Genomic DNA, 14,445 nt, shown 5'->3' with positions numbered 1-14,445 from the left:
GGTCTCAGTTCACAGCGGACGTCGCTTCGACATGACGCGGCAATGTCACCCGGATACGGGTGCCGCGCTGGCTCTGAACATCAGCCGGGCTGTCGATGGTGATTTGTCCATAATGCTCTTCAACGATGGAATAGACCAGTGCAAGGCCCAGACCGGTGCCTTCGCCAGGATCCTTGGTGGTAAAGAAGGGTTCGAACAATCGGTCCATGATGCTCGATGGAATGCCGCTGCCTTCGTCCTCCACGATCAGGTCGACCGTGTGTTCGCCGGCTTCGCTCTTGACCCGCACCGCACTGCCGGCAGGCGAGGCGTCACGGGCGTTGGAGAGCAGATTGATCAGCACCTGGGCGAGCCGCTGCGGGTCACCTTCGACCCAGTGATCGGGGTCGCACAGGTTGTAGAACTGGACTTCGAAATTGCGCCGGTTCAAAGCCAGCAGACCAATGGCATCCTGAGCCACCTCCGCCAGACAGACGGGCTCGTCACTGTGCTGATGGCTGCCGGCGTGGGCAAAACTCATCAGCGACTGGACGATGCGTGACACGCGTTTGGTCTGCTCGAGGATCTGGCCGCTGATTTCCGTCAGTTCGCCATCTTCTTCGCGCTCTTCACGCAGGTTTTGCGCAAGACACGCGATGCCAGTGATCGGGTTGCCGATTTCATGGGCCACGCCAGCCGCGAGTCGACCGATGCTGGCCAGACGCTCGGAGTGAACCAGTTTGTCTTCGAGCATCTGGGTTTCGGTCAAATCTTCCACCAGCAACACCAGGCCGCTGTTACCTGGCGCCAGCGGCTCGTCGATCGCCGCTTTGTGCAGGTTCAGCCAGCGGGTCTGGCCATCAAGGGTCAGGTGCTGTTTGTGCAGGTGTTCATCGGGCAGGTTGATGAAGCCTTGCAGCAATTCTTTCCACGGATTGGCGATGGTGCTCAGGCGCGATCCGACCACTCGTTGCGCGGCAATCCCGGTCAGTTCTTCCATGGCCTTGTTCCACATCAGGATCTCCTGATCCTTGGCCAGCGAGCAGACGCCCATCGGCAGTTCCTGCAGGGTCTGGCGGTGGTAGCGGCGCAGGGCATCGAGTTCAGCGGCCAGACCGGTGAGGCGCGAGTGGTAGTCCTCGAGGCGGCTTTCGATGAAGTGGATGTCTTCGGTGACGTAGTTTTCGCCGCCGGCCTTGTAGGGCAGGAAGGTTTCCACCATGTCCTGGGCCACGCTCGGGCCCATCAGGCCGGAGAGATTGGCTTCGATCCGGTCGCGCAAGCGACGCAAAGCGTAAGGGCGGCGTTCGTCGAACGGCAGATAGAGGTCGCGCAGGGCCTGTTCGACTTCCTTTTGCGCAGCCTTGGCACCCAATGGCTTAGCCAGTTGTGTGGCGAATTCCTGGGGCGAGGCGGCATGCAGTTCCCGACGTTGCGGGCGACGCACGTTATCCACCGCGCAGGCTTCGGCGGCGCTGGCCTCTTCCGGGCTGGCATTGGTGAACAGCGAAATCAAAGTGAACATCAGGACGTTGGCTGCCAGCGAGGCGATGGCCGCCATGTGCCAACTGGTGTCGTCCAGCACGTAGATCATGTTCAGCAGTGGAATATAGAAACCCTGCAGATTGCCGACCAGCGGCAGCAGCATGGTCACCACCCACACCAGGATCCCCGCCAGCAGCCCAGCGATGAAGCCCCGGCGGTTGGCGGTCGGCCAGTACAGCACCGACAACACGCCGGGCAGGAATTGCAGGGTCGCGACGAAGGCGACGATGCCGAGGTTGGCCAGATCCTGTTCCGCGCCGAGCATCAGGTAGAAGCAGAAGCCGGCCATGATGATCGCGACGATCAGCGCCCTGCGGGTCCATTTCAGCCAGCGGTAGATGTTGCCTTCGGCCGGTGGCTGATAAAGCGGCAGCACCAGGTGGTTCAGGGCCATGCCTGACAGCGCCAGCGTGGTGACGATGATCAGGCCGCTGGCCGCCGACAGACCGCCGACATAGGCCAACAACGCCAGGGCTTTGCTGTTGGCAGCGATGCCGATGCCGAGGGTGAAGTATTCCGGATTGGTGGTGGCGCCGAGTTTCAGGCCGGCCCAGAGAATCAGCGGCACCGCCAGGCTCATCAGCAGCAGGAACAGCGGCAGGCCCCAGCTCGCGCTGACCAGCGAGCGCGGGTTGAGGTTTTCGGTAAAGGTCATGTGATACATGTGCGGCATCACGATCGCCGAGGCGAAAAACACCAGCAGCAACGTGCGCCACGGGCCTTCCTGCAGCGGCGTGTGCAGGGCGGCGAGAGCGGTCTGGTTCTGCAACAGCCAAAGTTCTAGCTGTTGCGGGCCGTCGAACACACCGTACAGCGCGTAGAGGCCGACGCCGCCGAGAGCGGCCAGTTTGATCACCGATTCGAAGGCAATCGCGAACACCAGACCTTCATGCTTTTCACGGGTGGCGATATGGCGCGAGCCAAAGAAGATCGTGAACAGGATGATCAGTGCGCAGAACGCCAGGGCCACGCGATTCTGCACCGGTTCGCCGGTGAGGATGCCGATGGAATCGGCCACGGCCTGGATCTGCAACGCCAGCAGCGGTAATACGCCGATCAGCATGAAAATCGTGGTCAGCGCACCGGCCCAGGTGCTGCGAAAGCGAAAGGCGAACAAGTCCGCCAGCGACGACAGTTGATAGGTGCGGGTGATCTTCAGGATCGGATACAGCAACACCGGCGCCAGCAGAAACGCGCCGGACACCCCGAGATAACTGGACAGAAAGCCGTAGCCGTACTGATAGGCCAAGCCAACCGTTCCGTAGAACGCCCACGCACTGGCGTAAACCCCCAGCGACAGGGTGTAAGTCAGCGGATGGCGAATGATCGCCCGGGGGATCATGCCCCGCTCACTGATCCATGCCACGCCGAACAACGCGGCCAGGTAGGCGGCGCTGATCAGCAGCATCTGGGTCAGGCTAAAGCTCATCGGCATCTTTTTGGCTCTGCAGGATGAAGGTCACGACGATCAGGATCAGCCAGAGCAGATAAGGGCGATACCAGGCGCCCGTAGCGTCGATCCACCAATCCATGATGGCGGGAGAAAACAGGTAGATCCCCACGACCAGAAGCAGGACCAAGCGATAGATGTACATCCCGGCCTCTCTTTTTTATGCGCGTGCCCGAAAACGTGCGGCGATGGTAACGGATGGGCGCGCCACTGCAAGTGTCGTCACAGCAGTTGCGCTTCGGGCAGGGTCAGTGTGCGCGGGATTTCCGAGGCATCCCAGTGGGCGCTGCCCCATTTCAGCAGCTCCTGCGGCGAGGCGTGGGCCAGCTCAGGTCCCGGCTCTTGCCCCAACGCACGCAAGGCTCTCAGCAACAATGGCGTGGCCTGATCGGCCTCCAGCGGTGGCGAGCGGTAGGACTTGCCGAGCTTGTTGCCGTCCGGCTGGGTAATCAGCGGCAGGTGCAGGTAGCGCGGCTGGCGCAGGCCCAGCAGTTCTTGCAGGTAGAGCTGGCGCGGCGTGGAGTCGAGCAGGTCGGCGCCGCGCACGATGTCGGTGATGCCCTGCCACGCATCGTCCAGCACCACCGCCAGTTGATAGGCGTAAAGGCCGTCGCGGCGGCGGATCACGAAATCACCCACGTCGCGGCCAAGGTGCTGGCGGTACTCGCCCTGCACCCGGTCGATGAAGTGATATTCCAGCTCCGGCACGCGCAGGCGGATCGCGGCGTCTTCCTGGCCATGGCCGGCATTGCGGCACAGTCCCGGATAAATGCCGTGATACGGCTCCAGTTGTTTGCGCGAGCAGGTGCAGGCGTACGCCAGGCCGTGATTGAACAGGCTGTCGAGTACTTGCGCGTAGGCTTCATGCCGCTCGCTCTGGCGGACCATTTCGCCATCCCATTCGAAGCCATAGCTTTCCAGAGCCTTGAGAATCGCTGCCTGCGCCCCCGGCTCCTCCCGGGGCGGATCGAGATCTTCCATGCGCACCAGCCAGCGGCCGTTCACCGAGCGGGCATCCAGGTAAGAAGCGAGCGCAGCCACCAGTGAGCCGAAATGCAGGTGTCCACTGGGAGTCGGGGCAAAGCGGCCGATGTAGGCGGGGGAGGTGTTGGCAGTCATGAGGGCGATGTTACTTGAAGAGTAAAAAACGGCAGAAACAAAAACGGAGCGTTCGCACGCTCCGTTTCTCGTTCAGGTCGGGATTACTTGCCGACCTGCTTTTCCTTGATTTCCGCAAGGTTCTTGCAGTCGACGCACATGTCGGCGGTCGGGCGGGCCTCGAGGCGCTTGACGCCGATCTCGATGCCGCAGGAATCACACCAGCCGTACTCTTCGTCTTCGATCAACTGCAGCGTCTTGTCGATCTTCTTGATCAGTTTGCGCTCGCGGTCGCGGGCACGCAGCTCAAGGGCGAATTCTTCTTCCTGGCTGGCACGGTCGGCCGGATCAGGGAAGTTGGCTGCTTCGTCCTTCATGTGATCAACAGTGCGGTCGACTTCCTGCATCAACTCCTGCTTCCATCTGGACAGGATCTTGGTGAAGTGCGCGCGCATGGGGGCGCCCATGTACTCTTCGCCCTCTTTAGGGACGTAAGGCTCGAAACCGCTGAGTGTCTGACTTGCCTGTTGCTTTGCTTGGGTGGGCATGAAATGGACCGCCTCTACTCTTGTAATCCATTGCGCAGGATTGCTCCATCACCGACACCTGCCGGCCCTGCGGCTGCAAGCGGGCGAACTTACCAGATCAATTCGACCCGCGCTACTCCCGGATGTCGAGCCCGCGGCCGGCGGTGCTTGCAAATGTTTGCCAAGCCATGTCTGGTGGTGCTGGAGACCTGACAATCACTGATTTTAGTCAATCCTGGAGCGTACGTTTGCCTTGTTACAGTCCAGCGTTCTTGAGGCTGTGACCGCTGCGGGTTCTCGCTCGTTCCGGCAGATGGGTAGAATCGTTTCTTTTCCCTCGTTGAAGGAAGGCCAATGGCTCAGCCCTACAGTGCTCGCAGTCGTGCGATCGAACCGTTCCATGTGATGGCGCTGCTGGCGCGGGCCAACGAATTGCAGGCCGCCGGCCACGACGTGATCCATCTGGAAATCGGCGAGCCGGATTTCACGACCGCCGAACCGATCATCCGCGCCGGCCAGGCTGCGCTGACAGCGGGGAAAACCCGTTACACCGCCGCCCGGGGCATTCCCGAGCTGCGCGAGGCGATTTCCGGCTTCTACCAGACCCGTTATGGTCTGAATATCGATCCGCGGCGAATTCTGATCACGCCGGGCGGCTCCGGAGCGCTGCTGCTGGCCAGTGCGTTGCTGGTAGACCCGGGCAAGCACTGGCTGCTGGCCGACCCCGGTTATCCGTGCAACCGGCACTTTCTGCGACTGGTGGAGGGCGCGGCGCAGTTGGTTCCTGTAGGGCCGGATGTGCGCTACCAACTGACACCGGACCTGATCGATCGGCATTGGGATCACGACAGCGTAGGCGCGCTGGTTGCCTCGCCGGCCAACCCGACGGGCACGATTCTGACTCGCGATGAACTGGCCGGGTTATCCACTGCCATCAGGGCGCGGCACGGGCATCTGGTGGTGGACGAGATCTACCACGGTCTGACGTATGGCACTGATGCGGCCAGCGTGCTGGAAGTCGACGACAGTGCATTTGTGCTCAACAGTTTCTCCAAATATTTCGGCATGACCGGTTGGCGTCTGGGCTGGCTGGTGGCGCCGGATGCGGCGGTCAGCGAACTGGAAAAGCTCGCGCAGAACCTCTATATCAGCGCACCGAGCATGGCCCAGCATGCGGCGCTGGCCTGTTTCGAGCCAGATACCATTGCCATTCTCGAAGAGCGCCGCGCCGAATTCGGCCGCCGACGCGATTTCCTGCTGCCAGCCCTGCGGGAGCTGGGTTTCAATATTGCCGTGGAGCCGGAAGGCGCGTTCTATTTGTATGCCGATATCAGCCAGTTCGGCGGTGATGCCTTCGCGTTCTGCCGTCACTTCCTCGAAACCGAGCACGTGGCGTTCACCCCGGGCCTGGATTTCGGTCGCTATCAGGCCAGTCATCATGTGCGCTTTGCCTACACGCAAAATCTTCCTCGCCTACAAGAAGCGGTCGAGCGGATCGCTCGTGGCTTGAAGAGCTGGCAAGGCTGATGCGCTTTCATCCTCCTCTTGAAGAAGGGCGACTGATTCGTCGTTACAAGCGCTTTCTCGCTGACATTGAAACCGTTGGCGGCGAGTTACTGACGATTCATTGTCCGAACACTGGCTCGATGCTCAATTGTCAGGTCGAGGGCGGGCAGGTCTGGTTCAGTCGCTCAAATGACCCCAAGCGCAAGCTGCCCGGCACCTGGGAAATCGGCGAAACCCCGCAGGGGCGGTTGTTCTGTGTGAACACCGGGCGCGCCAATGCGCTGGTCGAAGAGGCTTTGCAGGCCGGTGTCATCAGCGAGTTGAACGGCTTTACCGCGCTGAAGCGCGAAGTGGCGTACGGACAGGAAAAAAGCCGCATCGACTTTCGCCTCGAATACCCAACAGGGCCGGCGTACGTCGAAGTTAAAAGCGTCACGCTGGGTTTCGACGGTACGGCGGTGGCGGCCTTTCCCGATGCGGTGACCGAGCGCGGCGCCAAGCATTTGCGTGAGCTGGCGCATCTGGCGCGAGACGGGATTCGGGCAGTGCAGCTGTATTGCGTGAATCTGACGGGTATCGAAGCGGTACGCCCGGCGGTGGAAATCGATGCTGCCTACGCCGCTGCCTTGCGCGAGGCGGTGGCGTCCGGGGTCGAGGTGTTGGCTTATGGTGTGCGGTTAAGTCATGAGGAAATGTTGATCGATCGCCGACTGGATGTGTTGCTCGACAGTTAAACGTCGACCCACAGCCCTTGGGCATCTTCACGGCAATCGATGGCTGTCAGCGATTGTCCGGCGCAGGGGCCAGCGACGCATTCACCGTCCTCAATCAAAAACAGCGCGCCGTGTGTGGCGCACTGGATCAGGCTGTTGCTCGGGTCGAGAAACTGGTCGGGTTGCCACTCGAGCCCGACGCCCCGATGCGGGCAGCGGTTGAGATAGACGTACGCCTGGCCGGCCCGGCGTACGGCGAACAGTTTGTTGCCGTCGATCTCGAACCCGCGGCTGGTGGCTTCGAGCAAATCGGCGCCCGTGCACAGAAACTTCATGGCTATCCTCAAGTGTCAGCTCGTGTCCGGATATGTCCGAGCTTGACGTTTAAATGCAAACAATTATCAAATGGCCGCCTTCGCCCGCCGCGCGGTGGCCGCTGCCGAGGATACTTGGCCTGCCGCCCCGATGCCCGGGAAAATCCTATAAAGGAAGCTGTCTATGCGCCTGAGTACCCGCGTTGCCGTGCTGTGTGTCGGACTTTTGGTCAGCCACCAGGCTGCAGCGGCCCAATTGCCGCAACGCTGGGTCAGTGCCGGCGGTGCGTTGTCGGAGTGGGTGAGCGCGTTGGGCGGTGAGGCGAAACTGGTGGGGGTGGACACTACCAGTCAGCATCCAGAGTCCCTCAAGTCGCTGCCGAGCATCGGTTACCAGCGCAGTCTGTCGGCGGAAGGCATCCTCAGCCTGCGCCCGGACATCCTGATCGGCACCGAGGAAATGGGCCCGCCACCGGTGATTTCGCAGGTTCGCAGTGCCAAGGTGCAGGTGGAGTTGTTCTCCGCTCAGCCGGACCTGCCGACGCTAGAGAAAAACGTCACCCATCTGGGCCGGTTGCTGGGCGCCGAGACTCAGGCGACTCAGTTGCTGCAAAGTTATCAACAGCAACTCGATGCGCAGAAGGCACGTGTAGTTGCGGTGCAGTCAAAACAGAAAGCACCGGGAGTGCTGTTGCTGCTCGGACATGCCGGCGGCAAACCATTGATTGCCGGCAAGGACACCGCTGCCGACTGGATGCTGGAACAGGCGGGCGGACACAACCTGGCCACTCACAACGGCTACAAGCCGTTTTCCGTGGAATCCCTGGCCGGACTTGACCCGGAAGTGCTGGTGTTCGCTGATCGCGCACTGACCGGCGAGGCGGCGAAAGCGGCATTGTTCAAGGAAAATCCGATCCTCAATTCCAGTCGTGCGGCCAAATCCGGACGAGTACTGGAGCTGGACCCGACACTGCTGGTCGGCGGGCTCGGGCCGCGTTTGCCTGCTGCGTTGAAAACCCTGTCTGACGGTTTCTACCCGACCCAGAGCGGCCAATGACCACGCTGGTCAAACCCCGTGGCTTGTTCATCGGCCTGATTCTGCTGTGCCTGTTGGCGATCTGGCTGTCACTGGCGCTGGGGCCGGTCAGCCTGCCGCTGTTCGATACCTTGCGTGCCGCACTGCGCATGATCGGCGTGCCGCTGGCGCCGGACGGGCTGGAGCAGGCTGAGCTGATTCTCGGGCAGATTCGCCTGCCGCGGACCTTGCTCGGGCTGGCGGTCGGCGGCGTGCTGGCGTTATCCGGTGTGGCGATGCAGGGCTTGTTTCGCAATCCGCTGGCCGATCCCGGGTTGGTTGGCGTCTCCAGTGGCGCTGCTTTAGGCGCGGCGGTGGCGATTGTCGGCGGTTCGTTCTTCGGCGGTTTGCCGGAATGGTTCGGTCCGTATCTGCTGTCTGTGTGTGCGTTTCTCGGCGGTCTCGGGGTGACGGCGCTGGTCTATCGGCTCGGCCGTCGCAACGGGCAGACCAATGTCGCGACCATGTTGCTGGCGGGCATCGCTCTGACTGCGCTCGCCAGTTCGGCGGTGGGACTTTTTACCTATCTGGCGGATGACGCCACCCTGCGAACCCTGACTTTCTGGAACCTCGGCAGCCTCAATGGTGCGAGTTATGCGCGGTTGTGGCCGCTGCTGATCATCAGCGCCGGCGTCGCGTTGTGGCTTCCGCGTCGGGCGAAGGCGTTGAATGCGTTGTTGCTTGGGGAATCGGAAGCCGGGCATCTGGGGATCGATGTCGAGCGGCTCAAGCGTGAGCTGGTGTTCTGTACGGCACTGGGTGTCGGCGCGGCGGTGGCGGCAGCCGGGATGATCGGCTTTGTCGGGCTGGTGGTACCGCATCTGGTGCGTTTGCTCGCCGGGCCGGATCATCGGGTGTTGTTGCCGGCTTCGGTGCTGGCCGGGGCCAGTCTGCTGTTGCTGGCGGATCTGGTGGCGCGGCTGGCGCTGGCGCCGGCGGAGTTGCCGATCGGTATCGTCACTGCATTCATCGGTGCGCCGTTCTTCCTTTATCTGCTGCTGCGAGGACGTGCCTGATGTTGCGTGCGCACAATCTGCACATCCGTCGTGGCCGCAAGACGGTATTGGCCGACGTCAGTCTGCAATTGGAGCCAGGTGAGGTGCTCGGCGTGCTCGGCCCCAACGGTGCCGGCAAGAGCACGCTGCTCGGGGCGTTGTGCGGTGAACTGAGCGCCAGCGAAGGCCGTGTACTTCTCGACGATGAAAACCTTGGCCATTGGAGCGGCACTCAGCGTGCTCAACGACTGGCGGTATTGCCGCAGGTGTCGACACTGGACTTTGCCTTTCGCGTCGAAGAAGTGGTCGGGATGGGGCGCTTGCCTTATCAGAGCGGCAGAGTGCGTGACGACGAGATCGTTGCCGCCGCGTTGCTGGCTGCGGATGTCGGTCATCTCAGCGGGCGCAGTTATCTGGCGTTGTCCGGTGGTGAGCGTCAGCGGGTGCATCTGGCCCGTGTGCTGGCTCAGTTGTGGCCGGGGCAGGCCGGGCAGACCTTGTTGCTGGACGAGCCGACTTCGATGCTCGATCCGTTGCATCAACACACTACGCTGCAAGCCGTGCGCGAGTTTGCCGATCGTGGCGCTGCAGTTATGGTGATCCTGCATGATCTGAACCTGGCGGCGCGCTATTGTGATCGCATTCTGCTGCTGGAGGGTGGGCGTCCGGTGGCGCTGGACACGCCGCAGCAGGTGTTGCGTCCGGAGTCGCTCAAGGCTGTATTCGGTCTGGAGGTGTTGGTGCAGCCACACCCGGAACGCGGGCATCCGCTGATCATCGCCCGCTGATTTCATCATCGAGGTGAAAGCATGCGTAGGATTTTGCTGTTTGCGATGTTGTTGCTTGGCGGTTGCCAGCATGTCGCTCCGCCCCCGGTCAGTGGCGAGATTCGCGACTTGCGTAGCGGAACACTGATGACTCCGCGAGAATTGCTGACGCGTCTGGCCGAGCCGGCGCGGGTGATCGTCGGTGAGCAGCACGACAATGCCGATCACCATGCCGTGCAATTGTGGCTGCTGCAGAGTCTGGGTGAAAAGCGCCCACAGGGTAGCCTCTTGCTGGAAATGCTGACCCCCGATCAACAATCGCGGGTTGATGGTGTGCGGCGTGCACCAAAGCCTCCCGCTGATCTTCCGGTCGAGCTGGCATGGCAGGAGGGGTGGGACTGGAATCTCTACGGGCCAATTGTCCGGTTTGCTTTCACGCAACCGTATCCACTGCTGGCGGCCAATCTCGATAACAGTGAAATTCGTGCGTTCTATCGCCAGCCTCCGGTTCTGCAAGGGGAACGCAGTAACGCCCAGTCGGTGAAAAACGAATTGGCCGGGCAGATCAGTGATTCTCACTGCGGCTTGCTGCCCCAATCGCAAATGCCGGCGATGCTGGCGGTGCAGCAGCAACGGGATCGGCGCATGGCAACAAGATTGTTGGCGGCGCCTGCGCCGGCGTTGTTGTTCGCTGGTGCGTTCCATGCGCGCAAGGATGTGGGTGTGCCGCTGCATGTGCTGGATCTGGGCGCGCCCGAAGCACCGGTGGTATTGATGCTGGCGGAGCAGGGCAGCGAGGTCACGGCGGCCATGGCCGATTATGTCTGGTTCACACCGTCCACGCCGAAGCCGGATTATTGTGCCGAGATGCGCAAACAGTTCGGCCAATGACTTTCCTGCGGGCAAAAAAAGACCCGGAAAAACCGGGTCAAATAACCGTGATTAGCCTGATGAGGAGATAATCTGAGAGTCCGAACCAAGGGCTTTTCAGAATATCGACTGATCTCGCGACCAGTTGTGATAATCATATCGATTCTCATTAACAAGTCAACGAGTGTTTTTCCATTTCTTCGGTTTTGTTTGGGGAATGGCTGAAAAGCCCTGAAAACACTGGGCTTCAGCTTGGGCGGTCAAGTGCCGTGAGCTGCTTGTTGAGCTGGTCGATGCGCCGCGCCATGCTTTCGATCAGGCTGTGGGCGATTTTCGGATTGCTGCGGGTCATGCTCAGAAACTGATCGCCGGGAATCAGCATCACGGTGCTCGGCTCGCAGGTAACGATGGTTGCGTTGCGGGGTTCGCCGGTGAATATCGCCATGGCGCCGAAAATCTCGTCCCTGGGTACTTCACCAACCTTGTGCCCGTCGACGAACGCTTGTGCATGTCCTTCGATTATCACGAACACGTGATCGGCGGGATCGCCTTCGCGGATCAACACTTCTCCGGCTTCGACCCGTTTAAAGCCATTGGTGCTGCGAAACTCCCGTGGCTTCAGTTCGCCAATCGCATGGGCCAGCAGCGCCATCTGGCCCAACAGATACTGCAGAAACTGCTCCGAGCGCGCAGGTTCTGAATACACATGCTGGAACAAATCACGTCGACGGAAGGGCATCAAACTCAATGGGCCGTCGGAGCAAAGAATGCAATCCGCCCAGTCAGGACCTTGCTGCAGGCCAACCAGATCACCTTCTTGCCAATAGAACAGCGCTCGGCCTCCGAAGCGGCCATTGATGACGCCGTCCGTCAGCAGGAACAGTTGATCGCCCGGCAACCGTGCCATCAGATCATCCGTGGCTTCCAGCTCCAGCACGGGCCCACACGGTGCAAAGTCCCGCAGAAATTGACCGGGCAGGTTCTGCAAACGGTTGATCATTGATCCGGCCGGCGCCGATTGTTCCCCGAGCAGATACATGAAGGTGGGTGCCCGTCAGTTCTTGTGGCGAGTGGAAATGGCTTCGAGCTGTTTGTTCAGAGCGTCCTTGCGTTCGGCGGGAATGTCGTTCCAGTGCACATCCATCAACGCCCCTTCGATCGCATACAACAACACCTTCGACGCCCGGAACCCGCGCGTGCGCACGGCCCGATAGGCATCCACGGCGCCCAGGCGACGCAGATCCGAGGCGCTGTGGATGCCCACGGCATGCAGCCATTGCGCCGACGTCTTGCCAAGATTCTTCAGGTGTTGCAGTTCATCATTCATCAAGCCTCCTTGCGACGGCCGAATGGTGCGTGGGCGATCATCTCAGGAGTGTAGCCATCAGTAGGAAAAGCGTGGTTGTTTGGTCGGATTCGACGCAAAAGCTTCTAAGAAGGGTCAGGTTTTCACTGAAGGATCAGGATGGGGAGGGCGCGAAAAAGCACGAATAGCACACAGTCCAGCGCAAAGCGGGGGCGCTGGACGGGTTAGCCTTTCGCAGGCTTAGCGGGTGCGATAGCGCAGGCGCGTACCGAAGTTCATCGACATCAGAATTTCGTCGGCACTCAGCTCCGGCGGGAAGTAAGCACCGGAAATCTGTGCGTGGGCCAGGCTCGCACCTTCAAGGGATGCGTTACGAAAGTCGATGCCGCGCAGATCAGCGGAACGGAAGTAGGCGTCCCGGAAATCCACGCCATCGGCGTTCAGTTCACGCAGGTCGAGGCCACGGAAGTCACCGCCGACCATGTCGATCGGGCCGTCTTTCGGACGTTCTTTGTTGAAACCGGTTATGTCGTCTTTGTGCAGCAAGGCATAAAGCGGGGTGTCGAGAAGTTTCGGCTGGCTCATGTCAGATCACCTGTTGGTTTTATGACGCCAGTATAGTGCCACTATTTGACGGCCGTGAAGCGAGCGAGGGCTTCACGGCCGAAATAGTTTCTTACAGACCTGGCAGGCGCTGGCGGATTTGCGCCACGACGGTGTCCAGGGTGCCGGACTCATTGGTCTGCACGCGCTTGCTGCGCAGGATTTCGTCCGGGGTCAGCGCTTCACGATTGGCTTGTTGTGCTTCGATCACAGCCAGCGTGGCGTCGGACGGATCCTTCTTGTCTGCCTGACGCAGGGCCAGCCAGCTCTCGATCACCGCTTGTGGTGCATTGCAGTCGAGAATCAGGAATGGCGTGCCAGTGGCCTCGGCAACCTTGGCTGCGCTGTCACGCTGTTCGCGCTTGAGGTAAGTGGCATCAATCACCACCGGGAAGCCGGCGTGCAGGATCACTTCGGCGATTTCATGCAGGCGCGCATAAGTCGCTGTGCTGGCGTCGGCGCTATAAATGCCGGCCTGAACATCATTGGCAACGGTTTGCTCGCCGAACAGACGCTTGCGTTCAACATCGGAACGCAGGCGAATTGCGCCCAGCGCCTCGACCAGACGCATGGCTACGTGGCTTTTGCCTACAGCGGATACGCCATGGGTGATCGCCATGAAGCGCGAAGGAATGGTGCTGTAGCTTTCCGCCAGGTTGGCGTAGTTGCGGTACTGGCGCAGGGTGGTGGCGCGCTGCACCGGGGTTGCGTCGGCCGGCATGCTGAACAGCGCAACTTTCGCACGGACCAACGCGCGGTAAGCCTTGTAGAAGTTCAGTACTTCCAGGCCCTGATAGTCGCCGGTCAGCTCCAGGTATTGGCTGATGAAGCGACGGGCCAGGGATTTCAGGCCGCGGTCTTCCAGGTCCATCGCCAGGAAACCGGTGTCGGCCCAAACGTCGGTGAAACGGAACGGTTCGTTGAATTCGATGCAGTCGAAGATCACCACTTTGCCGTCGATCAGCGTGGCGTTGCCCAGGTGAATGTCACCGTGGCATTCACGGGTGAAGCCTTCGGCCTTGCGCTGGGCGAACAGCGGCTTCAAACGTTCGAAGCTGCTTTCGGCCCAGGCTTGCAGGGCATCCAGTTGCAGCAGGTCGGCTTTGTCGCTGAGGAACGGCAGGATCTGCTCGAAGTTCTGGCGAACCGGCGCCATCACGCTTTCCGGGGTACCGGCATCGTGCTCGGCCGGGACTTTCGGCGCGCTGAGGTGGAAACGGGCAATCTGCTCGGCCATTTCGTCGATGTGCGCGGTGGTCAGCTCGCCGTTGGCTTGCAGGGTGCTCAGCAGACCGGTCTGCGGGAACTGGCGCATTTTTAGCACGTATTCGATGGCCGGGCCTTCGCCACCCAGTTGCGGGGCTTCGACAGTGCCGGTGACTGGAATCACTTCCAGATACAAATCTTCGGTCAGGCGCTGGTTGAGGCGCAGCTCTTCGCCACAGAAGTGCTCGCGGGATTCGAGGCCGGTGAAGTCGAGAAAGCCGAAGTTCACCGGTTTCTTCACTTTATAAGCGTAAGGGCCGGTGAGCAGGACCCACGAGATATGGGTTTCGATGACCTGAAACCCTTCGACAGGGTGCGCAAACAGGGCGGGGTTTTGCAGGGCGGCGATCAGGGACTGGCTCACAGGCGATCCTTCAGAGACTGGGGAAATTCGAGGCCGCCATTATGGCCGCTCGCCAGCCCGACGCAAA

Annotated in this window: 15 protein-coding genes; 6 read left to right on the top strand and 9 right to left on the bottom strand. The window is 61.0% G+C overall.

The annotated features are described in order from the left end of the window. Positions 1 to 4: 4 nt before the first annotated feature. From DLD99_RS24460 to dksA, 4 genes are all read right to left on the bottom strand, one after another. Entirely contained in the window at positions 5 to 2,959 is a 2,955-nt protein-coding gene (locus DLD99_RS24460) for a sensor histidine kinase (protein ID WP_162803513.1), read from the bottom strand. Further along, positions 2,943 to 3,119, bottom strand: coding sequence for a hypothetical protein (locus DLD99_RS24455; protein WP_003176118.1), 177 nt, complete (start codon positions 3,117 to 3,119; stop codon positions 2,943 to 2,945). The genes DLD99_RS24460 and DLD99_RS24455 overlap by 17 nt, the downstream gene beginning before the upstream one ends. A 77-nt stretch (positions 3,120 to 3,196) precedes the next feature. Further along, the gene (gene gluQRS / locus DLD99_RS24450) at positions 3,197 to 4,093 is read right to left on the bottom strand and encodes a tRNA glutamyl-Q(34) synthetase GluQRS (RefSeq protein ID WP_114885569.1); all 897 of its coding nucleotides are present in this window, start codon (positions 4,091 to 4,093) and stop codon (positions 3,197 to 3,199) included. A gap of 83 nt (positions 4,094 to 4,176) precedes the next feature. Further along, on the bottom strand, positions 4,177 to 4,620 hold the full coding sequence (gene dksA, locus DLD99_RS24445; RefSeq protein WP_114885567.1) for an RNA polymerase-binding protein DksA: 444 nt from the start codon (positions 4,618 to 4,620) through the stop codon (positions 4,177 to 4,179). A 333-nt stretch (positions 4,621 to 4,953) separates the two neighbouring features. Between dksA and DLD99_RS24440 the strand changes: the two genes are divergently transcribed. Together DLD99_RS24440 and sfsA are read left to right on the top strand one after the other, a co-directional pair. Continuing rightward, entirely contained in the window at positions 4,954 to 6,126 is a 1,173-nt protein-coding gene (locus DLD99_RS24440; RefSeq protein WP_114885565.1) for a pyridoxal phosphate-dependent aminotransferase, read from the top strand. Beyond that, the gene (sfsA, locus tag DLD99_RS24435) at positions 6,126 to 6,839 is read left to right on the top strand and encodes a DNA/RNA nuclease SfsA (protein ID WP_114885563.1); all 714 of its coding nucleotides are present in this window, start codon (positions 6,126 to 6,128) and stop codon (positions 6,837 to 6,839) included. Before DLD99_RS24440 ends, sfsA begins: the two co-directional genes overlap by 1 nt. Here sfsA and DLD99_RS24430 read toward each other — a convergent pair. Then, the gene (locus tag DLD99_RS24430) at positions 6,836 to 7,153 is read right to left on the bottom strand and encodes a Rieske (2Fe-2S) protein (protein WP_114885561.1); all 318 of its coding nucleotides are present in this window, start codon (positions 7,151 to 7,153) and stop codon (positions 6,836 to 6,838) included. The genes sfsA and DLD99_RS24430 overlap by 4 nt on opposite strands. Positions 7,154 to 7,316: 163 nt before the next feature. Here DLD99_RS24430 and DLD99_RS24425 point away from each other — a divergent pair, with 163 nt between their 5' ends. Genes DLD99_RS24425 through DLD99_RS24410 form a run of 4 tightly spaced genes read left to right on the top strand, consistent with a single transcriptional unit; the run spans position 7,317 to position 10,860 of the window. After that, positions 7,317 to 8,189 (top strand): heme/hemin ABC transporter substrate-binding protein, encoded by an 873-nt coding sequence (locus DLD99_RS24425; protein ID WP_114885559.1) that lies wholly within the window; start codon positions 7,317 to 7,319, stop codon positions 8,187 to 8,189. A gap of 50 nt (positions 8,190 to 8,239) precedes the next feature. Beyond that, a complete protein-coding gene (locus tag DLD99_RS24420) occupies positions 8,240 to 9,223 on the top strand; it encodes a FecCD family ABC transporter permease (protein WP_170931651.1) in 984 nt (327 codons plus the stop codon). Continuing rightward, positions 9,223 to 9,990 carry a heme ABC transporter ATP-binding protein gene (locus DLD99_RS24415; protein WP_114885557.1) on the top strand — a complete coding sequence of 256 codons (768 nt, stop codon included), beginning with the start codon at positions 9,223 to 9,225 and terminating at the stop codon, positions 9,988 to 9,990. The genes DLD99_RS24420 and DLD99_RS24415 overlap by 1 nt, the downstream gene beginning before the upstream one ends. 21 nt (positions 9,991 to 10,011) lie before the next feature. After that, on the top strand, positions 10,012 to 10,860 hold the full coding sequence (locus DLD99_RS24410; RefSeq protein ID WP_114885555.1) for a ChaN family lipoprotein: 849 nt from the start codon (positions 10,012 to 10,014) through the stop codon (positions 10,858 to 10,860). 226 nt (positions 10,861 to 11,086) lie between these two features. On the opposite strand, the gene DLD99_RS24405 is transcribed toward DLD99_RS24410, so the two are convergent. From DLD99_RS24405 to DLD99_RS24390, 4 genes are all read right to left on the bottom strand, one after another. Beyond that, entirely contained in the window at positions 11,087 to 11,878 is a 792-nt protein-coding gene (locus DLD99_RS24405; RefSeq protein ID WP_114885553.1) for a Crp/Fnr family transcriptional regulator, read from the bottom strand. A 15-nt stretch (positions 11,879 to 11,893) separates the two neighbouring features. Continuing rightward, a complete protein-coding gene (locus tag DLD99_RS24400; protein ID WP_042561087.1) occupies positions 11,894 to 12,166 on the bottom strand; it encodes a TfoX/Sxy family protein in 273 nt (90 codons plus the stop codon). Between the two features lie 219 nt (positions 12,167 to 12,385). After that, entirely contained in the window at positions 12,386 to 12,730 is a 345-nt protein-coding gene (locus tag DLD99_RS24395; RefSeq protein WP_085712138.1) for a pentapeptide repeat-containing protein, read from the bottom strand. A gap of 91 nt (positions 12,731 to 12,821) precedes the next feature. Continuing rightward, a complete protein-coding gene (locus tag DLD99_RS24390; RefSeq protein WP_114885551.1) occupies positions 12,822 to 14,378 on the bottom strand; it encodes a bifunctional aminoglycoside phosphotransferase/ATP-binding protein in 1,557 nt (518 codons plus the stop codon). Positions 14,379 to 14,445 lie beyond the last annotated feature (67 nt).

The organism is Pseudomonas kribbensis, assembly GCF_003352185.1.
GTDB lineage: Bacteria > Pseudomonadota > Gammaproteobacteria > Pseudomonadales > Pseudomonadaceae > Aquipseudomonas > Aquipseudomonas kribbensis.
The sequence above is the reverse complement of the archived record's forward strand: the minus strand, read 5'-3'. Positions and strand labels throughout refer to the sequence as shown.